General features: G+C 71.6%; 16 protein-coding genes, 1 tRNA gene and 1 other RNA gene. 12 read left to right on the forward strand and 6 right to left on the reverse strand.

Translation table 11 applies throughout. The features are described from left to right. Positions 1 to 131 precede the first annotated feature (131 nt). The 7 genes from LK09_RS03420 to LK09_RS03450 are packed head-to-tail and all read left to right on the forward strand — an operon-like array spanning position 132 to position 8,912. A complete protein-coding gene (locus LK09_RS03420; protein ID WP_039396021.1) occupies positions 132 to 1,475 on the forward strand; it encodes a purine-cytosine permease family protein in 1,344 nt (447 codons plus the stop codon). Positions 1,476 to 1,503: 28 nt separating this feature from the next. Beyond that, positions 1,504 to 3,057, forward strand: coding sequence for a hydantoinase/oxoprolinase N-terminal domain-containing protein (locus tag LK09_RS03425; RefSeq protein WP_039396024.1), 1,554 nt, complete (start codon positions 1,504 to 1,506; stop codon positions 3,055 to 3,057). Next, entirely contained in the window at positions 3,054 to 4,193 is a 1,140-nt protein-coding gene (locus tag LK09_RS03430) for a DUF917 domain-containing protein (protein WP_052226378.1), read from the forward strand. The genes LK09_RS03425 and LK09_RS03430 overlap by 4 nt, the downstream gene beginning before the upstream one ends. Further along, complete coding sequence (locus LK09_RS03435; protein ID WP_039396027.1) at positions 4,190 to 5,287, forward strand: DUF917 domain-containing protein; 1,098 nt, start codon at positions 4,190 to 4,192, stop codon at positions 5,285 to 5,287. Before LK09_RS03430 ends, LK09_RS03435 begins: the two co-directional genes overlap by 4 nt. Before the next feature lie 28 nt (positions 5,288 to 5,315). Further along, positions 5,316 to 6,350, forward strand: coding sequence for an S-methyl thiohydantoin desulfurase domain-containing protein (locus tag LK09_RS03440; protein WP_039396030.1), 1,035 nt, complete (start codon positions 5,316 to 5,318; stop codon positions 6,348 to 6,350). Beyond that, positions 6,347 to 7,870, forward strand: a complete 1,524-nt coding sequence (locus LK09_RS03445; protein ID WP_039396033.1) for a helix-turn-helix domain-containing protein — start codon at positions 6,347 to 6,349, stop codon at positions 7,868 to 7,870. Before LK09_RS03440 ends, LK09_RS03445 begins: the two co-directional genes overlap by 4 nt. A gap of 13 nt (positions 7,871 to 7,883) precedes the next feature. Next, positions 7,884 to 8,912 carry a zinc-binding dehydrogenase gene (locus tag LK09_RS03450; protein ID WP_039396036.1) on the forward strand — a complete coding sequence of 343 codons (1,029 nt, stop codon included), beginning with the start codon at positions 7,884 to 7,886 and terminating at the stop codon, positions 8,910 to 8,912. 368 nt (positions 8,913 to 9,280) lie between these two features. Here the strand turns inward: LK09_RS03450 and LK09_RS03455 are convergent, their stop codons facing one another. Together LK09_RS03455 and LK09_RS03460 are read right to left on the reverse strand one after the other, a co-directional pair. Further along, positions 9,281 to 11,764: a glycoside hydrolase family 65 protein gene (locus tag LK09_RS03455; RefSeq protein ID WP_039396039.1), complete on the reverse strand. Its 2,484-nt coding sequence runs from the start codon at positions 11,762 to 11,764 to the stop codon at positions 9,281 to 9,283. Further along, on the reverse strand, positions 11,761 to 12,486 hold the full coding sequence (locus LK09_RS03460) for a beta-phosphoglucomutase family hydrolase (RefSeq protein WP_039396041.1): 726 nt from the start codon (positions 12,484 to 12,486) through the stop codon (positions 11,761 to 11,763). The genes LK09_RS03455 and LK09_RS03460 overlap by 4 nt, the downstream gene beginning before the upstream one ends. A gap of 151 nt (positions 12,487 to 12,637) precedes the next feature. Between LK09_RS03460 and LK09_RS03465 the strand changes: the two genes are divergently transcribed. Continuing rightward, positions 12,638 to 13,408: a histidine phosphatase family protein gene (locus LK09_RS03465; RefSeq protein ID WP_039396043.1), complete on the forward strand. Its 771-nt coding sequence runs from the start codon at positions 12,638 to 12,640 to the stop codon at positions 13,406 to 13,408. Positions 13,409 to 13,547: 139 nt separating this feature from the next. Here the strand turns inward: LK09_RS03465 and LK09_RS03470 are convergent, their stop codons facing one another. The 4 genes from LK09_RS03470 to ffs all read right to left on the reverse strand — a co-directional run bounded on the left by LK09_RS03470 (position 13,548) and on the right by ffs (position 18,659). Next, positions 13,548 to 15,023 (reverse strand): HNH endonuclease signature motif containing protein, encoded by a 1,476-nt coding sequence (locus LK09_RS03470; protein ID WP_052226379.1) that lies wholly within the window; start codon positions 15,021 to 15,023, stop codon positions 13,548 to 13,550. 206 nt (positions 15,024 to 15,229) lie between these two features. After that, positions 15,230 to 16,354, reverse strand: coding sequence for an acetate/propionate family kinase (locus LK09_RS03475; protein WP_039396044.1), 1,125 nt, complete (start codon positions 16,352 to 16,354; stop codon positions 15,230 to 15,232). Beyond that, positions 16,351 to 18,462, reverse strand: coding sequence for a phosphate acetyltransferase (pta, locus tag LK09_RS03480; protein WP_039396047.1), 2,112 nt, complete (start codon positions 18,460 to 18,462; stop codon positions 16,351 to 16,353). Before pta ends, LK09_RS03475 begins: the two co-directional genes overlap by 4 nt. A gap of 100 nt (positions 18,463 to 18,562) precedes the next feature. Beyond that, positions 18,563 to 18,659: signal recognition particle sRNA small type (ffs, locus tag LK09_RS21045), an RNA gene on the reverse strand. 36 nt (positions 18,660 to 18,695) lie between these two features. Here ffs and LK09_RS03485 point away from each other — a divergent pair. The 4 genes from LK09_RS03485 to LK09_RS03500 all read left to right on the forward strand — a co-directional run bounded on the left by LK09_RS03485 (position 18,696) and on the right by LK09_RS03500 (position 23,519). Then, positions 18,696 to 19,697 carry an AAA family ATPase gene (locus LK09_RS03485; RefSeq protein ID WP_039396050.1) on the forward strand — a complete coding sequence of 334 codons (1,002 nt, stop codon included), beginning with the start codon at positions 18,696 to 18,698 and terminating at the stop codon, positions 19,695 to 19,697. A gap of 4 nt (positions 19,698 to 19,701) precedes the next feature. Then, a complete protein-coding gene (locus LK09_RS03490; protein ID WP_039396053.1) occupies positions 19,702 to 20,964 on the forward strand; it encodes a DUF58 domain-containing protein in 1,263 nt (420 codons plus the stop codon). Continuing rightward, a complete protein-coding gene (locus LK09_RS03495; protein ID WP_052226380.1) occupies positions 20,951 to 23,377 on the forward strand; it encodes a transglutaminase family protein in 2,427 nt (808 codons plus the stop codon). Before LK09_RS03490 ends, LK09_RS03495 begins: the two co-directional genes overlap by 14 nt. A 52-nt stretch (positions 23,378 to 23,429) precedes the next feature. Further along, positions 23,430 to 23,519, forward strand: a tRNA-Ser gene (locus LK09_RS03500). Positions 23,520 to 23,553: the final 34 nt, after the last annotated feature.

Consider the following 23,553-nt stretch of genomic DNA (forward strand, 5'->3'; position numbering starts at 1 on the left):
CCCGCCCCGCCCCGCCCCGCCCAACTGTGCATCCCGCACAACCGGCACCTGAATCAGTGCACATCGCACATGGCAAACCTCGGAACAGCGTCCTATCTTCGTCGCAAGACCCCCTTCGGAAGGAAACTTCGATGTCCCGCATCGCCCAAGCGGACGACTTCCCGCTCTCGCGCGTCACCGTCGACGCGCGCCGCCCCTGGTTCGGCATCGCCGTGCAGCGATTCGGCCAGGTGTCCGCGCTCTCCCAGTTCCTGCTCGGCGCCACCCTCGGCTACAGCCTGACCTTCGGCGAGGCCGCCCTCGCGTTCCTCCTCGGCTCGGTCATCCTCGAGGTGATCATGTGCATCGTCGGCTTCATCGGCCAGAAGGAGGGCCTGAACACGGCCCTGCTCGCCCGCTGGACCGGCTTCGGCGAGATCGGCGCATCCCTCGTCGGACTCGCGATCGGCATCAGCCTCATCGGCTGGTTCGGCATCCAGTCCGCGATCTCCGCGCAGTCGCTCGACGCCCTGATGCCCGGCGCCATGCCGGTCTGGGCCTGGAGCCTCATCTTCGGCCTGGCCGTGACCGCGATCGTCGCGTTCGGGTTCGTCGGGATGCAGTGGCTCGCCAACATCACCGTGCCGCTGTTCCTCGTGCTGGTGGGCTGGTCGGTCATCTCCGAGCTGTCCAAGCACAACGTCGGCGAGCTCATGACCAGCGCTCCTCCCGGGCCGCACATCACCGTGTGGGCGGCGACCGGCATCGTCGCGGGCGGCCTCATCGTCGGGGCGATCATCACCAGCGACATGACCCGCTTCAACCGCTCGCGGGCGGATGTCGTGAAGCAGACCGTGCTGGGCGTCACCCTCGGCGAGTTCATGATCGGCATGGCCGGCGTGCTCCTGGCGCACGCCGCGGGCACCGGCGACATCGTCGCGATCGTGACGAGCTCGATCGGATTCGTCGGCCTCATCATCGTCATCACCGGCACCCTGAAGATCAACGACTGGAACCTCTACTCGTCCGCGCTCGGCGTCGTGAACTTCGTGTCGACGACGTTCGGCCGCAACCTCCACCGGCGCAACACCACGATCGTGCTGGGCGTGATCGGCACGATCCTCGCCGCGGCCGGCATCCTCGGCAAGTTCACCGACTTCCTCATCATCCTGAGCGTCGCGTTCCCGCCGATCGCGGGCATCATGATCGCGGAGTACTTCATCGTGAAGGTGTGGCGGCGCGAGCTGGATGCCAGCCGTGAAGACGGATCCCTCCCGGCCACGGCTCCGCGCATCGTCCCCGCGACGATCGTGATCTGGGTCGCCTCGGCCCTCGCCGGCTACTTCATCACGTGGGGCATTCCCTCCCTGATCAGTCTCTTCCTCGCGATGATCCTCTACATCGTCGCCGGCAAGCTCGGCTGGGTGCGCGGCGTCGGATCGGCACAGACCCGCCAGCAGACCGCCCCCGAGCCCACCACGCCGGTCGAAGCCTGACCCCCTTCCTCCCGAGAAAGCGAGAACCATGCACATCGGAATCGACGTCGGCGGCACCAACACGGATGCCGTGCTGATGGACGGCACGACGACACTGGCCGGGGTCAAGCACTCCACCACGCCGGATGTCACCAGCGGCATCGTGCAGGCCATCGAGGACCTCCGCGCGGGCCACCCGTTCGAAGGCGCCGACATCGACGCGGTCATGATCGGCACGACGCACTTCATCAACGCGCTCGTGCAGGCGCAGCGGCTCGCCCCCACCGCCGCCCTGCGGCTCGGCCTGCCGGCCACACGCGCCCTTCCGCCGCTGGTGGACTGGCCGGAGAACCTCACCGCCGCGATCGAGGCGCGCAGCTACCTCGCCCACGGCGGGTACGAGTTCGACGGCCGGCCGATCTCGCCCCTCGACCCCGCGGAGCTGCGCGCGCACGCGGCCGACATGAAGGCGAACGGCATCCGTTCCGTGGCCATCTCGTCGGTGTTCAGCCCGGTCAACCACGACCTGGAGGTGCAGGCCGCGGAGATCGTCGGCGACGTGCTCGGACCGGACGTCGCCATCTCGCTGTCGCACGAGATCGGCCGCATCGGCCTGCTCGAACGCGAGAACGCGACCATCATCAACGCGGCCCTGCGCGAGCTCGCCGCCGAGATCGTCGACGGCCTCACCGCCGCCGTGCGCAAGCAGGGCATCGCGGCGCCGATCTTCCTCAGCCAGAATGACGGCACGCTCATGGACGAGGACTTCGTGCGCCGCTATCCGGTGGCCACGTTCGCATCCGGTCCGACCAACTCGATGCGGGGAGCTGCGGCCACGAGCGGCCTGGAGACCTGCGCGGTGATCGATGTGGGCGGCACCACCGCCGACGTGGGCCTGCTCATCAACGGCTTCCCGCGGGAGACGGCGAACGAGGTCAAGGTGGCGGGGATCCGCACCAACTTCCGGATGCCGGACGTCCTGTCGCTCGGCATCGGCGGCGGCAGCATCATCGACCCGGACACCGGCGAAGCCGGCCCCGAGTCGGTCGGCTACCGTCTCACCACCGAGGCGCTCGTCTTCGGCGGCTCGACCCTCACCGCGACCGACATCGCCGTGGCCGCCGGCCGCGCCGTCGTCGGCGACCCGGCCAAGGTCGCGCACCTCGACCCGGAGCTCGTGCAGCGCGTGCTCGACCGCATCGCCGAGCGCGTCTCCGAAGCCGTCGATCGCATGCGCACCTCGCCCGAGCCGATCCCCGTGGTCGCGGTCGGCGGCGGCTCGATCCTGCTGCCCGACGAGCTGACCCTGTTCGGCGCCGTGCACCGGCCCGAGAACTACTCGGTCGCGAACGCGATCGGCGCCTCGATCGCCCAGGTCGGCGGCGAGATCGACAAGGTCTACGCCATCGAGCCCGGCAAGCGCGACCAGACGATCGCGGCCGTGCGGGCGGAGGCCGTCGACAAGGCCGTCGCCGCCGGCGCGCGTCCCGCGAGCGTGGCGATCGTCGACTTCGACGAGGTTCCGATCCCCTACCTGCCCGGCAACGCCACCCGCATCCGCGCGAAGGCGGTCGGCGACCTCGACATGGGAGGCGCACGATGACCTGGACGATCACCGCCGACCAGATCGGCGACCTCGCCCGCGGCGCCGCGCTCCTCGGCACGGGCGGCGGCGGCGACCCGTACATCGGCGCCCTCCTGGCCCGCCAGGCGCTCGGCGACGGATCAGTCACCGCGGTGGGCCTGGACGAGCTCCCCGAAGACGCCCTGGTGCTCACCGTCGCGATGATGGGCGCCCCCACCGTCATGGTCGAGAAGCTCCCCAGCCTCGACGAGATCATGGCCCCCGTGCACGCCCTCGGCACCTACCTCGGACGCCCCGTGACGCACGTCGCATGCGCCGAGGTCGGCGGGGTGAACTCCACGATCCCGATCGCCGCAGCAGCAGCCCTCGGCCTGCCGCTGGTGGATGCCGACGGCATGGGCCGGGCGTTCCCCGAGCTGCAGATGGTGCTGCCGACGCTGTACGGCGTGACGGCATCCCCCCTCGCGTTCGGCGACGAGAAGGGCAACGTCGGCGTGCTGCAGACGGTCGACAACAAGTGGACCGAGCGCATCGCCCGCGTCGCCACGGTCGAGATGGGCTGCTCGGTGATGATCTCCGGCTTCTCGATGACCGGCGCCCAGGCGCGCGAGTCGCTGGTGGGCGGGTCGCTGTCGCACTGCATCGAGATCGGTCGCGGCATCGCGGCCGCGCGGGATGCCAAGACGGATGCCGTCGCGGCGACCGTCGACCTGCTCGGCGGCCGGGAGCTCTTCGGCGGCAAGGTCGTCGACGTGCAGCGGGCCACCACCACCGGGTTCGCCCGCGGCCGCGCCCGCATCGAGGGCGAGGGCGCGGACGCGCTGGAGCTCGAGTTCCAGAACGAGCATCTGATCGCCCGCCACGGCGACGAGATCATGGCGACGACCCCCGACCTCATCATGGTGGTCGAGGCCGACTCGGGCGAGCCGATCACCACCGAGGGACTGCGGTACGGCCAGCGGGTGCGGGTGATCGCCGCCCCCGCCGACGAGCGCTGGCACTCCGCCGAGGCCCTGGACATGGTCGGTCCGGCGTACTTCGGCTACGACCTCGCCCCGCACCGGTTCGACGGCACCGTGTCAAACGGCACGGTGTCATACGGCACCGTGTCCGCCGGCGAGCACTCGGTCGCCGCGGCCCCGGTTCCGGCATGAGCTGGGAGCTGCGGGCATCCGACCTGCCCGACCTCGCCCGCGGCGCGACCCTCCTCGGCACGGGCGGCGGCGGCGATCCGTACATCGGCAAGATGCTCGTCGAACGGGTTCTCGGCGACGGGGTGATCACGATCCTCGACCCCGACGAGCTGACCGACGACCTCTTCGTCATCCCCACCGCTCAGATGGGCGCTCCCACGGTGATGATCGAGAAGATCCCCGCCGGCACCGAGCCGACCCTGGCGCTGCGCACCCTCGAGGAGCACCTCGGCCGGCGGGCCGACGCGACGATGCCGATCGAATGCGGCGGCATCAACTCGATGATCCCGCTGGTGGTCGCTGCCGAGACCGGGCTGCCGGTGGTGGATGCCGACGGCATGGGCCGGGCGTTCCCGGAGCTGTCGATGGAGACGTTCGCCGTCTACGGCGTGCACGGGTCTCCCCTCGCCCTGGCCGGCGAGCGCGGCGAGAAGGTCGTCATCGACACCGGCGACGACGACCGCCAGATGGAGTGGCTCGCGCGCGGCGTGACGATCCGTCTCGGCGGCGTCGGGCACATCGCCGAGTACGCGATGAGCGGGGCGGACGTCCGCCGCACCGCGGTGCCGCGCACGCTGTCGATGGCCCTCGCCCTCGGCCGGGCGATCCGGGAGGCCCGCGAAGCGAAGCGGTCGCCGTTCGCCGCGATCGCCGACACGCTGGCATCCACCCTGTACCCGCACGTGCGGGAGCTGTTCACCGGCAAGGTGACCGACGTCGAGCGACGCACCACCGAGGGCTTCGCACGGGGCCGCGCCCGGATCAGCGCGATGGACGGGGATGCCGGCGACTTCGAGATCCGGTTCCAGAACGAGAACCTCATCGCCGTGCACCAGGGCCGGGTCGTCGCGATCGTTCCGGACCTCATCTGCGTCGTCGACCACGAGACCGCGGAGCCGATCACCACGGAGGGCCTGCGCTACGGCCAGCGGGTGCGGGTGCTGGGCATCTCGACGCCCGCGCTCATGCGCACCCCGGAAGCGCTGGCCGCCTTCGGACCCTGCGCTTTCGGCCTGGACGAACCGTTCGTGCCGGTCGAGGAGCATCGCGGCTGAGCGCGGGACGACCGCCTACGCTGAGCACATGCCCCGCCGACTCGCGCACGACGACCTCGGGCCGCTCGCACGCGGGTACTCGCTGCTCGGCTCGGGCGGCGGCGGGCCCACCACGATGGTCGAGCTGCTGCTGCGCGATCCGGGGCACTGGCCGATCGACGTCGCCGACCTCGACGAGCTCGATCCGGCGACCCCGTGCCTCGGGGCCGCGTTCGTGGGTGCGACCATGCTGCTCGCCGAGAAGCTCGTCCCCGCCGATCCCTTCGGCCCGCTCGTCGCCGCGATCGAGCGGTGGCTCGGGCATCCCGTCCCGGCGGTGTGCTCGATCGAGGGCGGCGGCATCAACGGCCTCACCCCGCTGCTGATGGCCGGCCGCACGATCGTGGATGCCGACTGCACCGGCCGCGCCGTGCCCGGCCTCGACCAGATGTCGCTGTTCGTCGACCGGGTTCCGGGTCTGGTGTTCGCGAGCGACACCGGCGCGGGCGGTGTGACGCTCGTGCAGTCGGATCGGGCGGCCGACGTCGAGCACGTCGTGCGGTCGGCGATCATCCAGGCCGGCGGCGCCGGCTGCGCGGTGCTCGGCGGCTTCACCGTCGGCGACCTGCGCGAGCATGCGATCGCCGGGCACCTCGGCCGCGCGCTGGACCTCGGCCGCGCGTTCCGGGACGCCCGCACCGCTCCCCTGCCCGACCTCGCCGAAGCGCTCGGCGGCCGCCTCCTCGTCGACGGCCGGATCACATCGGTCGCGCCCCTGGAGGCCGACCCGTTCGTGAATGCGGTCGAAGTGGCGGGGGCACGCGGCGAGGTGCACCGGGTGGTGTGCCGGTCCGAGACCCTCGCGGTGGTCACCGACGGCGAGGTGCAGGCATCCGCCCCCTCCGTGCTCGTCGCGCTGGATGCCGTCTCCCGCGACGTGCTGGAGGTCACCGACCTGACCCTCGCCCGGACGATCGCCGTGATCGAGCTGCCGGCGTCGCCGTGGTGGGCGGCCCGGGCTGAGCGGTTCGCCCGCGTCGCACCCTCCGCGTACGGACTCGCCGGTCTGGACGTGGCGGCATGAGCCCGCGGCCCGGCGCCGGACTGCAGCTGTCGGCCCTGCTCGCGCACGCCGCGAACGGCGGGCTGCGGCCCGTCGCCGGCCCCGCGGAGGCCGTCTTCGACGACGTGTCGGTCGAGGCGGGCGAACCGGATCTCGCGGCGGACGGCACGAGGATGCTGGCGGTGCTCACCACGGCGCCCCCGGTCGAGTCGTGGCAGCGCGACGCCCTGCTGCGGCGGGTGCGGGACCGCGGGTTCGCGGCCCTGGCACTGCCCGGCGCGGCGGAGCTGGATGCGGGCACCCGCCGCCTCGCCGACCGGCTCGGGCTGGCGCTGCTGCACGTGGCACGCCCGATCGAGCTGGCGCGCGCCTGCTGGATGCTGCTCGAGGCCCGCGACGCCCTCACCCTCGGCCAGGTGCGCAAGGTGGCCGGCTCGTTCGAGTACTCCGCCGCCGACCTCGGCGACCTGCTCGCCCACCTCGCCGCGAACCTCGGGTACGGGGTCGCGCTGGTGGACGCGGCCGGCACCGTGCAGGAAGCCGGCGACCACCTGGACCCTGACCTGCACGCCGCCATCGACTTCGGCCCGTGGATCGACATCGCCCGCACCGAGCGCAGCGCCGCGGCATCCGTCCGCGTGGACAGCCCCACCCGCGCGGGCCTTCGCCTCGCGATCTTCGGGGACGGGCTCGGCGAAGCGCAGCTGCACTCGCTCGCGGTCACCGCGGAGATCGCGATGCCGGCCGTCGCGGCGCGCATCCTCATCGACGAGGTCGCCGCGGTGAACGACGTCGCGGTGTCCTCGGCGCTGCTGCGCGACTTCATGGACCTGCGCGGCACCCCCGACACCGAGGTGGAGCGCCGGATGCTGGAGCGCGGCTGGCGCACGGCCGGCTACCACCTGGGGTTCCGGATCGTCGGCCGCAGCCGTATCGACCCGTTCCCGCTGGTGCGCACCGTCGCCGGCGAGCTCGGTTCGATCGACGCGGAGACGCACGTCACCACCGCCGGGCGCGGCGTGACCGGGTGGCTGACGTTCCCGGTCCCGCCGGATGCGCGCCAGCTCGCCGGATACGTCGAGGCGCTGCGCGAACTGCACCTGCAGACGCGGCGGTCGTTCAACATCGCCACCGGCGTCGGGTCGCTGCGCAGCGGCGCCGACGGACTCGGCCGCACGCTCGCGGAAGCGGCGGATGCCGCGCGCCTGGCCGGCAGCCGGTCGCGCACCACCTGGTTCCTGCCGATCGAGGGACTCGGCGCCGAGCAGCTGCTGCTGTCCTGGACCGAGAGCGACACGTTCGTGCCGGCGGCATCCGCCCTGCTCGCGCCGCTCATGGCGCGCGGTCCGGAGCTGCTGCAGACCCTCACCGCCTACCTCGACCACGAGTCGGCCATCGCCGCCACCGCCGACGCGCTGAGCCTGCACCGCAACACGGTGTCCACCCGCATCCAGCGCGCCCAGGAGCTGCTCGGCCTCGACCTGGACGACCCCGACACCCGCCTCGCCGTGCACCTGGCGTGCCGCGCGCTCAAGGCCTGACCCCGGAGGACCCATGAAAGCCCTGCTGTACGAGACCTTCGGCGGCGACGTGCGCGTCGCCGACGTGCCCGACCCGGAGGTGCCCGCCGGGGGCGCGCTCGTGCGGGTCACCGCGTCGGGACTGTGCCGCAGCGACTGGCACGCGTGGGCCGGCCACGACGACAGCGTGCACCTGCCGCACGTGCCGGGCCACGAGTTCGCGGGTGAGATCGTCGCGGTCGGCGACGGCGTCCGCGACTGGCGGGTCGGCGACCGCGTGACGACGCCGTTCGTCAACGGCTGCGGCCGTTGCGTGTGGTGTCTGTCCGGTCAGGCGCAGGTGTGCCCCGACCAGACGCAGCCCGGGTTCACGCACTGGGGCTCGCACGCCGAACTCGTGGCCGTGCGCGCCGCCGACCTGAACCTCGTCGCCGTGCCCGACGCCATCGGCGACGACGCGGCGGCCTCGCTGGGATGCCGGTTCGCCACCGCGTACCGGGCGGTGACGGCACGGGCAGGCATCCGGCCGGGCGAATGGCTCGCCGTGTTCGGCGCGGGCGGGGTCGGGCTCAGCGCGCTGCAGATCGCCGCGGGCCTGGGCGCCCGGGTCATCGCGGTGGACCCCTCGCCGGATGCCCGCGCCCTCGCGGCCGCGCTCGGCGCGGAGGTCGTGCTGGACGCGTCCGGCGACGTGCCCGAGGCCATCGCCGATGCGACCGGCGGCGGCGCGCACGCGACGGTGGATGCCGTCGGCTCGGCGCAGACCGCGAGCACCGCGATCCTGTCGCTGCGGCGCCGCGGCCGGCACGTGCAGGTGGGCCTCCTCAAGGACCCCGCCACCGCGATCCCGCTCGGCCGCGTGCTCGCCTGGGAGCTGGACGTGCTCGGCAGCCACGGGATGCCCGCCGCCGACTACCCGGCGCTCCTCGACCTCGTCGGCCGGGGCGTCGTGGACCCGGAGCGCCTGCTGTCGCGCACGGTCGACCTCGACGAAGCCGCCGCGCTGCTACCGGCATCCGGAATGCCCACCGCCGGCATCACGGTGCTGCACCCTGCCGGCTGAGCCGGCCAGGGCGGCTCGCGCCGTTCGCTCACTCGCGCCGGCGCTCGCTCGTCACGAAACGCATCCGGCCGCGCACATCGTGACGAGCGAACTCCGGAAGGCACGCGGGATGCCGCATCCCCCGTGCCTCGCTCGCTCGTCACAAAGCGCATCCGGCCGCGCACATCGCGACGAGCGAACACCGACGCGCCCCGCATTCCTCGGCTCACTCGTCACAAAACGCGCCCCACCGCGCACACCGTGTCGACCCGAACGCCGGGGCGCCCGGCATCCCTCCGCCCACTCGTCACGAAACGCGCGCGGCCGCGCACATCGTGACGAGTGAAGGTCGCGCCGGCGGGATGCCCGCCGTCTGAGCCGGCCAGGGCTCAGCCCTCTTCGGGAAGCTCGATGATCGGGATCGTCGCGGTGAGCGTCGGGACGGATGCCGAAATCAGCGTGCCGTCCTCGCGACGGGCGCCGGCGAGCGGGCCACGCGTGGGCCGCCCCGGGAACCGCGGACCCTGCCCGTCGAGGGCGACGCGCAGCGTCTGACCGGCGATCGCGCGGTACCCGACGCCGCGCACGCTGAGCGGCACGTCCACGCCGTCGCCGACCTCGAACGAGATCTCGTCGGGCGAGACTGTGACCACGACCGGCGTCCCGTGCCAGGCGATCCGGAACGACAGGTCGTCCCAGCCGATCGGGAGGCGAGGGTCGAACGTGAGCTCGCCGTAGTGGTCGCGCATGCCGCCGAATCCGGAGACCAGTGCGGTCCAGACGCCGCCCGCGGATGCCACGTGCACCCCGTCGGCCGCGTTGTGGTGCAGGTCGGCGAGGTCGACGAAGATCGACTGCTCGAAGTACTGCCGGGCGAGGTCCTGGTAGCCGACCTCGGCGGCGAGGATCGCCTGCACGACCGCGGACAGCGTGGAGTCGCCGGTGGTCAGCGGGTCGTAGTACTCGAAGTCCGCGAGTTTCTCGTCATGCGTGAAGTGGTTGCCCTGCAGGAACAGCGCCAGCACCACGTCGGCCTGCTTGAGCACCTGGTACCGGTAGATGACGAGGGGGTGGAAGTGCAGCAGCAGCGGGCGCTGCTCGGGCGGCGTGCTCTCCAGGTCCCACACTTCGCGCTCGAGGAACACCTCGTCCTGCGGGTGGATGCCGAGCGCCGCGCTGTACGGGATGTGCAGCGCGTCGGCGGCACGGTCCCAGGCATCCGGCTCGTCCTCCTCGAGCCCGAGCCGGGTGACCATCGACCGGTAGACCTCGCCGTCCACCTCGGCGATGTCGCGCACCGTGTGGGCGGCGAAGCGCAGGTTGAACCGCGCCATCACGTTGGTGAAGAGGTTGTCGTTGACGACCGTGGTGTACTCGTCGGGTCCGGTGACGCCGTGGATGTGGAACGACTCGACGCCGTCGGATACCCGCCAGAACCCGAGCGTGCGCCACAGACGCGCGGTCTCCACCGCGATGTCGACGCCCTCGCGGTAGAGGAATTCGGTGTCGCCCGTGGCGCGGACGTACTTCGCCAGGGCGAAGGACACGTCGGCGTTGATGTGGTACTGGGCGGTCCCGGCGGCGTAGTAGGCGGATGCCTCCTCGCCGTTGATCGTGCGCCAGGGGAACAGCGCGCCGGCCTCGTTCAGCTGCCCGGCCCGGCGGCGCGCGGCCGGCAGCATCATCGAGCGCATGCGCAGGGCGTTGCGCGCCCACAGCGGCGACGTGTACGCCAGGAACGGCAGCACGTAGATCTCGGTGTCCCAGAAGTAGTGGCCGCTGTAGCCCGATCCGGTGACGCCCTTCGCGGGCACGCCGAGGCTGTCCGCGCGCGCGGCCGCCTGGGCGAGCTGGAACAGGCACCAGCGGGTGGCCTGCTGCAGCTCCGGCTGGCCGCCGATGACGACGTCGGACCGCTCCCAGAACTGGTCCAGCCATTCCCGCTGCTGTGCGAACAGGGCGTCCGGGCCGGTCGTCCCAGCACGATCGAGGGTGCGCCGGCAGCGATCGATGAGCTCGGGCGCGGGAACCCCGGTGGAGGTGTGGTAGCTCACGAGCTTGGTGATCGTGACCGGCACGCCGGCCTCGGCCTGCACCCGGAACACGTTCTTGGCGATATCGGGTTCGACGAGGCTGCGCATCGTGTGCGGGTTGTCGGTCTCGAGGTAGTGGTCGGCGGCGACCGCCACCGTCATGCCCGAATCCGTGACCCGGTAGCTGAGCGCGGAACGGCGGCCGTCCTGCCAGTACTCCACCGGCTGCAGCACGCGCTGCTCGAAGGTCTCCGCCTTGCGCGGGTCGAAGCCGGCGGTGTGGACGCCGCCGCCGTAGACGTCTTCGCCGTCCTGCCGGTTGAGCAGCTGGCAGCTGATCGTCACCGGCGCACTGCCGTCGAGCACCGTGACGGTCAGGCGCAGCACGGCGAGGTGCCGCTCGGTGAACGACACCATCCGCTCGTCCTCGATGCGCACGCGCTTGCCGGACGGCGTCGCCCAGAGGACCCGCCGGCGCAGCACGCCGTCGCGCATGTCGAGGGTGCGCTCGTACTCGTGCAGGTCGGCGGTCTCCAGCTGCAGGGGCTCGTCGTCGACGTAGACCCGCATCACCTTCGCGTCCGGCGCGTTGACGATCGTCTGGCCGACTTCGGCGAACCCGTAGGCGCGCTCGGCGTGCCGGATCGGGAACGTCTCGTGCAGCCCGTTGACGAACGTGCCGTGCTCGTGCGCGTGGCGGCCTTCGACGTGATTGCCGCGCAGGCCGAGGTAGCCGTTGCCGACGGCGAACAGGGTCTCGGTGACCCCGGCATCCTCCTGCCGATAGCCGCGCTCGGTGAGCCGCCACGGGTCGACGGGGAAGCGATCGCGATCGATCATGGGACGAGTTCCTCCAGGTCGGAGACGATCAGGTGCGCGCCGGCGTCGCGGAGGGCGGATGCCCCGGCCCCGCGGTCGACGCCGACGATGAGTCCGTAGCCGGCGGCCGCTGCCGAGGCGACGCCGGAGGTGGCATCCTCCACGGCGACCGAGCGTGCCGGGTCGACGCCGAGCAGTTCGGCGGCGCGGGCGAACACGTCGGGGGCGGGTTTGGATGCCAGCCCCTCGGTCTCGGCGACGACGCCGTCCATCACGACCGGGAACCGGTCGCGGATGCCGGCGGTCGCCAGCACCTGCTCGGCGTTCTTGGAGCTGGAGACGACGGCGATGGGCGTTCCGGATGCCTCCAGTGCGTCGATCAGCCGCAGCGAACCCGGGTACGCGGTGATGCCGTCGGCCTGGAGCGCCCGCTCGAAGTAGACGTTCTTGCGGTTGCCGATGCCGCACACGGTGTCGGCGGTCACCGGGTCGGAGGGGTCCCCCCAGGGGATCTCCACGTTGCGGCTGCGCAGCACGCTCGCCACCCCGTCGTAGCGTTTCTTGCCGTCCAGGTGCGTGAAGTAGTCGGCCTCGGTGTAGGGCGGGGTGATGTTCCACTCGGCGAAGAGCTCGGCGAACATCGTCGCCCACGCGTGCATGTGCACCTCGGCCGTGGGGGTGATGACGCCGTCGAGGTCGAAAAGCACTCCCGCGTAGGTACGCAGGTCTTCTGTCTGAGGCACGAAGGAAAGCGTAGCGGGCACACACCACCCCGTTCGACGAGTGTCCGGATGCCCGGACAGTTCGGGACGGAATGTCACGAGCAGCAATACCAAACGTCGCTAGGCTTTCGGGAATCCCGGAACAATCCCGGCCCCCATCGAAGGAGATGCCATGACCGAAATGTCCCGCCGCACCGCCCTGCTTTCGCTCGGCGGAGCCGCCCTGGCCGGCTCGATCGCCGTCGGCACCGCCGCCTCGGCGAACGCCGCGCCCCTGGCGAGCGCGCAACCGAACCGCACCGTCACCGTGTATCTCATGCGGCACGGGCAGACGTGGCTCAACCGGACCGGCCGCATCCAGGGCTGGTCGGACTCGCCGCTCACCGACGCCGGCGTCGCACTGGCCGCGACCATCGGGCGAAACCTCGCCGCCGAGATCGGCGGATTCGACGCCGCGTACTCGGCCGACATGGTGCGGCATTTCGCGACAGCATCCGGCGTCCTCGCCGCGGCCGGGTCGACGCTCACCCCCACTCGGGTCGCCGGTCTGCGCGAGGTCGCCTATGGGGGCTGGGAGGGAGAGAAGCAGTCGAAGGCATACCCCGTGCTGCTCGGCGCGGCGAAGAGCATGGCGCTCACCGACATCATCGACGCGTTCGGAGCCACCAACCCCGACACGGCCTTGCCGACCGAGACCTGGGCGCAGGTGGCGCAGCGCATGAACGACGCTCTCAGCGCCGCGGCCAGCGCCCGCACTCTGCCCCAGCGCTACGGCGGCGCCGTCCTGGCCGTCTCGAGCGGCATGTCGATCTCGTGCTTCCTCGAGTCGCTCGGCGCCGCGATTCCCGCCGAGGGCCTGGCCAACGGTGCCGTGAACAAGCTCACCTTCACTCAGGGCGCCTGGACGGTGCGCTCGGTCAACGACACCAGCTACGCGCACTGACCCGGCCCGCACATGCCAGCTGGCTGGAGCCATCCACTCGATCGCTCCGACCCACCCTCGGTCCCTGAGCGAGCGCCCGGTCCCTGAGCGAGCGTAGCGAGACGAAGGGGGCACCCCCGGCTGGTCGGTGGGCATGGGGTTACGCGGCGGGTTGGTAGTCGTGTCGTCGGCGGCCGCCGGGCCTGGGGGTGCGGGCGGGGTCGATGTGGGCGGGTGGGATGAACCAGACGCCGGTGTGATCGATGCGGATGTCCCACCCTTCGGCGTGCACCATGTGGTGGCAGCTGGTGCACAGCAGGATCCCGTCGTCCAGATCGGTTGCGCCACCCGCGGACCACCAGTTCAAGTGGTGGGCTTCGCACATGCCCGGTGGGGCGGCGCAGTTCGCGCACCCGCCGTCGCGTTCGACCAGCGCGATCCGTTGCGCTTTGGTGAACAGGCGTCGGGACCTGCCGAAATCGAGGACTTCGCTTTTGCCGCCGAGGACGATCGGGATGATCTCCGCATCCGCCGCCATGCGGCGGGCGGTGCCGGCGTCGACCGGTTGGGTGAGGCCGTCGATGGTCGCCACCCCGGTCCCGGTGGTGAGGGCGTCCAGGGGGATCCGGACCACCACGGTCGTGGATGCCAGCGGGAGCACGGTCTGCTCACACCCCAGGACGTGCTTCGCGAGAGCGGACAGCGCGTCGGCCTGCAGTTGCACGATCGTGCGCCGCTCCACTCCCTCCCCCGTACCACCCGCGGTGGTGGCGTCATCGCCACCCCACGACCAACCACCGTCACCGGAAGCGGACTCCTCGGTGGGCGTGCCCGATTTCCCACCGGGCTGGTTGTGGCCGCGCAGTGCGCGGATCTGCGCGGTCACCAGGGCGTCGATGGCGGCTTTGATCGGGGCGCCGGTGGCGGGGTCCAATCGGCCGTCGAGGTTGATCATGCCGTGCTGGTCTTCCCAGATCCTCAAGAACCGGGCATCCCGCAGATTCTCGATCTTCGGTTCCAGCCCGTCCGGATCCAACCACGCCTCCGCGCGCCGCAACACCACCTGCAACTCGGACAGCGACAACCCGGCCGCCTGCTCCACCAGAGTCTGCTCCGCCTGCGCGAGCAGGGCCCGGTCGGCGCGGCACGCCACCCGATCCAGCAGGGTCGTGATCGCGCCCGCACACGCCACACTCAACACCCCCGCCTCCACCGCGGTCGCGACGTGCGGGTGCCTTGCGGGGGCGCGTTCCCCACTGAACGTCATCCGCCCCGCGGTGGCATCCCCCACCTGCACCAGCTTCTTCGCGTCCCCGACATGACCACCCGTGGTCGCCGCGATCAGCTTCTCCGCCGACCGGAACCCCGCCTTCCGGGCCAGACCATCCGCACCCAGTTCCCGGGCCGACCGTCGGCTGATCCCGTGCGCGATGCGCGCCTGCAACGCCTGCACCCGACGGCCCACGCTCGCCAACGCCTCATTCACCGCCAGCAGGCCCGCATCGGTCATCGCCTCCACATCGTCATCGACCACCGCCGACGGAAACCCGCCACCCAAAGCCGACAACCAGTCCGCATCCACACTCTGCACCGCCTCCACGAGCGGTGCCAGATGAGTGACGGTGACCTCTGCCATGCCACAAGACTACGCCGCGCATTCGTATTGCACAAGTGCTAGTCTCGAAATTATGAACGAGAACGTCGACATCTGCCAGGTCTCCGCACCCTCGGTCCCCGAGCGAAACGAAGAACCACCCCTGGTCGCTTCGTCTCGCCTGGCGGCTCGCTCAGCAACCCTCATCCCCCGCACCCCCGGCCCGCGGGGCGCCACCCGCGGCCGACTCAGGCGGCGAAGCCGACGGCTTGGCGGGCGATGGCCAGCTCCTCGTCGGTCGGCACGACGAGCACCGTCACCGACGAGGCATCCGTCGAGATGACGCGCGTCTCACGGCTCGGGGCGTCATTGCGGGCGTCGTCGATCTCGACCCCCATGAATCCGAGGGTCGCCATGGCTCCGGCGCGCACCTTCGGCGCGTTCTCGCCCACGCCGGCGGTGAACGAGATGACGTCCACGCCGCCGAGCTGGGCGATGTACGCGCCCGCGTAGGCGCGCAGGCGGTGCACGTATACGTCGAAGGCGAGGACGGCGTCCGGGTCGCCGGCATCCCGGCGCTCCTTGACGTCGCGCATGTCCTGCATGCCGGTGAGGCCGAGCATCCCGCTGCGCCTGTTGAGCAGCTCGTCGAGGTCGTCGGTGGTCATCCCGGCGGTGCGGGCCAGGTGCAGCAGAGCCGCCGGATCGACGTCGCCCGAACGCGTGCCCATGACGAGGCCCTCGAGCGGGGTGAGACCCATGGAGGTCTCGACCGAGCGCCCGCCGGCGATCGCGGCGACGGAGGCCCCGTTGCCGAGGTGGAACACGATCTGCTTCAGGTCGCCCAGGTCGCGTCCGAGGAAGGACGCCGCCTGTTCGCTGACGTACTGGTGCGAGGTGCCGTGGAACCCGTACCGGCGGATGCCGTGCTCCCGCGCGACGTCGCGGTCGATCGCGTAGGTGTACGCCGCGGGCGGCAGCGTCTGGTGGAACGCGGTGTCGAAGACGGCGACGTGCGGCAGGTCGGGGAACGCCTCCCGCGCGGCGCGGATGCCCTGCAGCGCCGGAGGGTTGTGCAGCGGGGCGAGCACCGACAGCGCCTCGATGTCCTGTTCGACCTCGTCGGTGATCAGCGTCGGCGCCACGAACGTGCTTCCGCCGTGCACCACGCGATGCCCGACGGCGACGGGCGGATGCTCGGCCAGCACGTCGCCGATGTCTTCGAGCATCAGCCCGACCGCGGCCGTGTGGTCGGGGACGGCGTGCCCGATGCGCTCCACGATTCCGGATGCCAGGGCGGCGCCGTCGTCGGGCTCGACCAGCTGGTACTTGAGGGACGACGACCCGCTGTTGACCACGAGGACCGTGGTCACCGCGCGTCCTCCTGGGCCTGGATGGCCGTGATCGCGATCGTGTTGACGATGTCTTCCACGGTCGCGCCGCGCGAGAGGTCGTTGATCGGGCGGTTGAGGCCCTGCAGCACCGGACCGATCGCCACGGCCCCGGCGGACCGCTGCACGGCCTTGTAGGTGTTGTTGCCCGTGTTCAGGTCGGGGAACACGAAGACCGTGGCGCGCCCGGCCACGGTGGAGCCGGGCATCTTGGTCTTGGCGACGGCGGCATCCGCTGCGGCGTCGTACTGGATCGGCCCCTCCACGAGCAGGTCCGGAGCGCGGTCGCGGACGAACTCGGTCGCCTCGCGCACCTTCTCGACGTCGGCGCCCGTTCCGGACTCCCCCGTCGAATAGGAGAGCATCGCCACGCGCGGATCGATGCCGAACTGGCGCGCGGTCGCGGCGGACGAGATCGCGATGTCGGCCAGCTGCGTGGCCGTCGGGTCGGGGATGACGGCGCAGTCGCCGTACACCAGCACCCGGTCGGCGAGCGCCATGAGGAACACCGACGACACGACCGACGTGCCCGGCCGGGTCTTGATGATCTCGAACGCGGGCCGGATGGTGTGCGCGGTGGTGTGCGCGGCGCCGGAGACCATGCCGTCGGCGAAGCCCATGTGCACCATGAGCGTGCCGAAGTAGGAGGCGTCGGTGACCGTGTCGGCGGCGCGGCGATAGGTGACGCCCTTGTGCGCGCGCAGCCGCTCGTACTCCCGGGCGAACTTGTCGACGTAGACGGCGTCGAACGGCGAGAGCACTTCGGCGGCGCGGATGTCGACGCCGAGCTCGATCGCGCGGGAGCGCACCTCGAACTCCTCGCCGAGGATCGTGAGGTCGGCGATGCCGCGCGCGAGCACCGTGGCGGCGGCCCGCAGGATGCGGTCGTCGTCGCCCTCGGGAAGCACGATGTGCCGGCGGTTGGACCGGGCGCGCTCGAGCAGCTGGTACTCGAACATGAGCGGGGTCACGACCGACGGGCGCGACAGGCCGAGGGCCATCGCCAGCTCGTCGGCGTCCACGTGCTTCTCGAACAGGGCCAGGGCCGTGTCGTAGCGGCGGCGCGAGTCGGCGGCGAGACGCCCGCGGGCGCTCATGATGCGCACCGCGGTCTCGTAGGTGCCGCCGTCGGTGGTGAGGATCGGCAGGCTGGAGCCGAGGCCCGAGATGAGGCGCTCCACGGCATCCGGAAGCGGGAAGGGGCCGTTGAGCACGATGCCCGCCAGCGACGGGAACGTGCCCGACCGGTGCGCGAGCAGCACGGCCAGGAGCAGTTCGGTGCGGTCGGCGGGGATCACCACGACGGCGCTCTCGCTGAGGCGCGGCAGCATGTTCTCCATCGACATCGCGGCCACGACGATCGAGAGGACCTCGCGCGTGAGCAGTTCGGGGTCGCCCTTGATCAGGGTCGCTCCCAGCGTCCGCATCACGGACCGCATCGACGGTGCCACGAGGAACCGGTCTTCGGGCAGGGCCCAAACCGGCACGTCGCCGACGGCCGGGCGGATCGCGGCGATGATGTCTTCGAGCCGCTCCGGGTCGGCGCGGTTCGCGATCACGGCGAGCAGGTCGGCGCGGAGGTTGCGCAGCTCGGCGATCGCCAGCCGCGCGGTCTGGCTCATCTCTTCGGGGGTGCGCGGCCCGGACGTGCCGAGCGCCTGGTGGTCGCCCTGCGCGGCGCGGCCGCCGAGCACGAGGAGCACCGGCGACCCGAGGTTCGCGGCGATGCGCGCGTTGTAGCCGAGTTCGGCGGGGCTCGCGACGTCCGTGAAGTCGCTGCCGAGGATCACGACGGCGTCGCATTTCGCCTCGACCGCCTTGTACCGCTCGACGATGGTCGCGAGGGATGCCTCGGCGTCGGCGTGCACGTCGTCGTAGGTCACGCCGATGCACTCGTCGTAGTCGAGATCGACGGCGTCGTGCGCGAGCAGCATCTCGAGCACGTAGTCGGGTTCGACGGTGGACCTCGCGATGGGACGGAAGACGCCGACCCGGGATGCCGCATGGCTGAGCGTGTCGAGCACGCCCAGGGCGATGCTCGACTTGCCCGAGTGGCCTTCTGCGGACGTGATGTAGATGCTCTGCGCCACGTCTTCAGCCTAGAGCGGCGAGGCTGTGCGCGGGCAGAGGAGATGATCCGGCGCAAGGTCTCGCGGGCTGAGCTTGTCGAAGCCCAGGACCCCCGGGGAAAAGAAAGACTCTCCGCGAACCCGGCAGAGCCTGGTTACCCTTGCTACGTTTCCGTCCTGGGGGAGTTGGCCTGGATGCCGCCTCGCGGAGAGCTGTGACCAGTCTAAGGCATGTCTCGGCGGGTTACGATTCGATGGTGAGCACCGACGTCGCCTCCGCCCCGTCCACCAGTGCGCTCACGGCCGAGTCGTTCGCCCAGTTGACCACGGCGATCACCGACACGGTCGGGCGCGTGATCGACGGGAAGCCGGATGCTGTCCGGGCCGCTCTCGTCTGCCTCCTCGCCGAGGGGCATCTGCTTATCGAAGACGTGCCGGGTGTCGGCAAGACGATGCTGGCGCGCGCGGTCGCGGCATCCGTCGACGCCACCGTGCGGCGCATCCAGTTCACGCCCGACCTGCTCCCCGGCGACATCACCGGGGTGAGCGTGTTCGACCCGGGCAGCCGCGAGTTCGAGTTCAAGCAGGGCGCCGTGTTCGCGAACCTCGTCATCGCCGACGAGATCAACCGCTCCTCCCCCAAGACGCAGTCGGCGCTGCTGGAGGCCATGGAGGAGCGGCACGTGACCGTCGACGGCACGACTCACGCGCTCCCCGACCCGTTCCTCGTGGTCGCGACCCAGAACCCGTTCGAGATGGAGGGCACCTACCCGCTGCCCGAGGCGCAGCGCGACCGCTTCATGATGCGCATCTCGATGGGGTATCCGGATGCCGCGTCCGAGGCGCTCATGCTGCGCCAGCGCCAGACGGCGAGCCCTCTGGACGGGCTCGTGCCGGTGGCGACCTCGGCGGACGTCGCCGACCTGATCGCGTGGGCGCGCGGCATCCACGTGTCGCCGTCGATCGAGCAGTACGCGGTGGCCCTGGCGCGTGCCACGCGCGAGCATCCCGACCTGCGGCTCGGTGCGAGCCCCCGGGCGACGCTGCAGCTGGTGCGGGCCGCGAAGGTGTGGGCGGCGCTCGACGGACGGGCGTTCGTCATCCCGGACGATGTGCGCGCCATGCTCGCCCCGGTCTTCGTGCACCGGCTCATCCCGGTGCGCAGCGCCGGCGGATCCCGCACCGGTGGCGAGGCGATCGCCGGCATCCTGACGAGCATCGCCGACGCGGTCGCCGTCCCGGTCGCAGGCTGGTGAGCTGATGTCGCCGGGGTGGCCGCTGACGCTCCGGGGCACCGCCCTGCTGGCGCTCGGGCTGTGCTGCTTCATCGCGGCCGCCGCCGTGGGCCTGGACGCCCTCATCTGGTTCGGCGTGCTGCTGGTCGTGCTGCCCCTGGCGTGCCTCGCGTACGTGCTGCCGGCCCGGCGGGCGCCCCACGTGGCGCGCTCGCTCGAACCCGAAGTGGCCCGGGCCGGGATGCCGGTGCGGGTCACGATCTTCGCGACCGTGCGCACCACGCTGCCGACCGCGGCAGGCCGCTGGATCGACACACTGCCGCCCGGCATCACCGGCGACGCCGGCGGGGCGCTGCGGGGCCTGGGGTCGGGCCTGCGCGGCGCCGCGCAGACCCTCACGCTTCCGTACGACGTGACGGCCACCGAACGCGGCATCCGGTACATCGGCCCGCTCGTGTTCGACGTCGCCGACCCGTACGGGCTCGCCCGGCGCCGCGTGACCGCCGGAACCCCCACCCGCATCGTCGTCGCCCCCGCGATCGTGGATCTCGGTCCGGTCGCCGGGGCCGCGCTCGACGTGGGCGGCATCCAGCACGCCAGTGCCAGCCGGCTCGGCCAGGGCAGCGACAACCTGACGCCGCGCCGCTATGTGCCGGGCGATTCGATGCGGCGCATCCACTGGCGGGCGACCGCGCACCGCGACATGCTGATGGTGCGGCAGGAGGAGCAGGATGCCACGCCGGAAGCCACGGTGGTGATCGACCGCTCCCCCGATCGGTGGGCGACGGCGGCGGCGCGGCCGGGGGCCGACCAGGAGTTCGAGATCGCCGTGACGGCGGCGATGTCGGCGGTGGCACGACTGGTGCGGGACGGCTACGCGGTCGACGTGCTCGACGACGACGGCGTGCCGCTGTGCGATCAGCTCGCCGGATTCGACAATCCGGCCGTCGATCGCCTGCTGGCGCAGACCGCGACGCTCACCTGCCGCAACCGGCCGAGCAGCCGTCCGAACCCGTTCGACGGCGTCATGGAGGCGCTGGGCGGAGCCCTCACGGGCCCCGTGGTCGTGGTCGGCGGCCGCCTGGATGCGGCCGCGGTGGCATCCCTCCTGCACCTCCCCGGGCACACCGATCTTCCCGCGCTGCTCGCCGTGGCCGCGACCCCCGACGCGCTGGACGACGCCGAGGAGGCCGGCTGGCGCACCATCGACATCGGCCCCGGCCACGACCTGCAGGCGGCGTGGAACGACGCGATCGCCATCCGGGAGATGCGCGATGCCCGGGGCTGACACGCTGACCCGGCCGGTGCCGGCCCGCTCGACCGCTCCGCTGCGGCGCCGCGGAATGCGGATGCCGCCCTGGCTGCGGGTCAGCAACGCCGTGCTACTGCCGCTGTCGGCGCTCGCCGCGGTGGTCGCGGCGCTCCTGCCTCTGTCGACCGCGGTGGCGGGCGGCTGGATCTTCGGGGCGACGCTCCTCGGCGCCGTGCTGCTGGCGCTCGGCGCCGTGCTGCGCTGGCGGGGCCTGCCGGAGTGGCTCGTCATCGTCTGCGAGGCCGCAGCGTGGCTGTTCGCCGTCACGGCGCTGTTCCTCGCCGACACGGCCATCCTGGTGATCGTCCCCACGGCGGCATCCATCGACCAGGCGTCGTCGCTGGTCGACGGCACCATCGCGCAGCTGCAGGCGAGTGCTCCGCCCGTCGATGCGAACCCGGCGACCACGGCCGTGCTGATCAGCACCGCAGGGCTCGTCGTGATCGTCGTGGACCTGTTCATGTCCAGCATCCGGATGCCGGTGCTCGCCCTGGCGGTGCTCATCGGCGTCGCGGTGACCCCCGCCATCCCGGTGTCGAGCTCGTTCACCGTGCTGACCTTCGGCGCGTTCGCGGTCGCCGCGCTGTGGCTGCTGCACGTGAGCGCCGACGTCCGCGCCGAGCGGGCCGAGTCCGGCCGCCCGTCCCGCGCCCTGAGCCTGTCGAAGGGCACTCGCCCCCGATCGGCCGCGCTGACTGGCAGCACCACGGCCCCGACGGTCGCGATCGGCGGGATCGCGGTGGTCGCCGCGATCGCGATCGCGCCCCTCATCCCGGCTCCGGAACCGGTGACCCGCACGCCGGGCACGGGCACCGTGTCGATCGACGGTTCCCTGAATCTGGGCACCGACCTGCGCCTTCCGTCGGACGTCCAGGTGATGACCGTGCTCTCGAGCACGCCGACGGCGCCGTACCTGCGCGTTGCGACGCTGTCGTCGTTCACCGGCACCATCTGGACCCCCGATGCGCCCGACGGCGTGACGCCCCTGCATCGGTCGTCGCAGGATTCCGGCAATGCGCTCACCGACGGCGGAGCGGGGACGAGCGATTCGAAGTTCACGCCGGTGTCGGTCGGGACGGGCATCCAGCTGGTGAAGACGACGACGCGCATCACGATCGACCGACTGCGCACGACGTACCTTCCGGTGCCGTTCCCCGCCGTCGAGCTCAGCGACGAGGCCGACGGCTGGGGGTTCGTCCCCGGCAACCGCACCATCATCGGATTCGGCACCCAGACCGAGCCGGGCGTGTCATACGTGGTCAAGTCCGAGGTCCCGCAGCCGACGCTGGAGCAGATCGAAGCGGCATCCGCCACGATCGACGTTCCCCGCGACGACGGGGTGCCGGCGAGCACGCCGGCGATCGTCAAGCAACTCGCTGATCGGGTCACCGCCGGGCAGCTCACCGACTACGGCAAGCTCGAGGCGCTGCAGTCCTGGTTCCGCGGGCCGCTTTTCACCTACTCGCTGAAGTCTCCCGTGACGCACGGCTTCGATTCGTCGGGGGTGGATGCCGTCGCCCAGTTCCTCAAGGTGAAGTCGGGGTACTGCGTGCACTTCGCGTCCGCGTTCGCGCTGATGGCGCGCGAGCTCGGGATGACGTCGCGGATCGTGATCGGGTTCCTCCCCGGGACGGCGACCGACCAGAGCGTGGGCGGCAGCACGATCTACACGGTGCGCAGTTCGCAGCTGCACGCCTGGCCGGAGGTGTATTTCGGCGGCATCGGCTGGGTTCCGTTCGAGCCGACCAAGAGTCTCGGCACCGCGACCGCGTTCGTGCCGAAGGCCAACAGCACCGCGGGCGGCCCGTCGGCCTCGCGCAACGGCTCCCCGTCGCCGCATCCGTCGTCGTCGACGCTGTCGGGCGGCCGCAACTCGCGCCTGGCCCCGGAGACCCTCGGCTCGAGCGCCCGGCCGTCGGCGCAGTCGTTCGGATGGTGGGGCGCCGCCGGTTTGATCGTGATCGTGCTGTTGATCCCGGGCCTCGTCGGCGTGGTCCGGCGGCGCCGGGAGGATGCCGCGATCCGCGACGGCGACCCGGTGGCGGCGTGGACGAGCGTGCTGCGGCTCGCGGTCGATCTGCGCATCCCGCTGCCCCCGGGCGATTCTCCGCGAATGCTCGGCGACCGGCTCATCCAGCAGTACGACGCGCCCGAGGATGACGTCGACACGCTCGTCTCCGACATCGAACGGGCGTCGTACGCTCCCGAGCGGCTGCGGTGGGCGTGGTCGGATGCCACCCTGCCCGAATCCACCGCCGCGGTGCGCCGCGCCCTGCGATCCTCCGTGCCCCGCGGTCGCCGTGTCATGGCGCTGCTTTTCCCCCGCTCCTTGGTGGTGCGACCCGGCAGCGCGGCGGCCGCGTCATCGGAGCCCTCCAGCACCCGGTAGGATGGACGACGGCTGTGCGTCACGACCCCCGGGTCGAGGCATCCGGCCACCCGGAGGATTCGCCTAGTGGCCTATGGCGCACGCTTGGAAAGCGTGTTGGGGATGAAACCCCTCGGGGGTTCGAATCCCCCATCCTCCGCCATGTGATGAGTCGAGACATAGGTCTCTGATGAGTC

The sequence above is a fragment of the Microbacterium mangrovi genome, from assembly GCF_000802305.1.
GTDB lineage: Bacteria > Actinomycetota > Actinomycetes > Actinomycetales > Microbacteriaceae > Microbacterium > Microbacterium mangrovi.

Coding starts and splice junctions, on each gene's coding strand:
- LK09_RS03455 (WP_039396039.1), bottom strand. CDS start 11,764: ATGATCGATCGCGATCGCTTCCCCGTCGACCCGTGGCGGCTCACCGAG.
- LK09_RS03490 (WP_039396053.1), top strand. CDS start 19,702: ATGTCGCCGGGGTGGCCGCTGACGCTCCGGGGCACCGCCCTGCTGGCG.
- LK09_RS03445 (WP_039396033.1), top strand. CDS start 6,347: ATGAGCCCGCGGCCCGGCGCCGGACTGCAGCTGTCGGCCCTGCTCGCG.
- LK09_RS03430 (WP_052226378.1), top strand. CDS start 3,054: ATGACCTGGACGATCACCGCCGACCAGATCGGCGACCTCGCCCGCGGC.
- LK09_RS03485 (WP_039396050.1), top strand. CDS start 18,696: ATGGTGAGCACCGACGTCGCCTCCGCCCCGTCCACCAGTGCGCTCACG.
- LK09_RS03425 (WP_039396024.1), top strand. CDS start 1,504: ATGCACATCGGAATCGACGTCGGCGGCACCAACACGGATGCCGTGCTG.
- LK09_RS03435 (WP_039396027.1), top strand. CDS start 4,190: ATGAGCTGGGAGCTGCGGGCATCCGACCTGCCCGACCTCGCCCGCGGC.
- LK09_RS03465 (WP_039396043.1), top strand. CDS start 12,638: ATGACCGAAATGTCCCGCCGCACCGCCCTGCTTTCGCTCGGCGGAGCC.
- LK09_RS03495 (WP_052226380.1), top strand. CDS start 20,951: ATGCCCGGGGCTGACACGCTGACCCGGCCGGTGCCGGCCCGCTCGACC.
- LK09_RS03440 (WP_039396030.1), top strand. CDS start 5,316: ATGCCCCGCCGACTCGCGCACGACGACCTCGGGCCGCTCGCACGCGGG.
- LK09_RS03420 (WP_039396021.1), top strand. CDS start 132: ATGTCCCGCATCGCCCAAGCGGACGACTTCCCGCTCTCGCGCGTCACC.
- LK09_RS03470 (WP_052226379.1), bottom strand. CDS start 15,023: ATGGCAGAGGTCACCGTCACTCATCTGGCACCGCTCGTGGAGGCGGTG.
- LK09_RS03450 (WP_039396036.1), top strand. CDS start 7,884: ATGAAAGCCCTGCTGTACGAGACCTTCGGCGGCGACGTGCGCGTCGCC.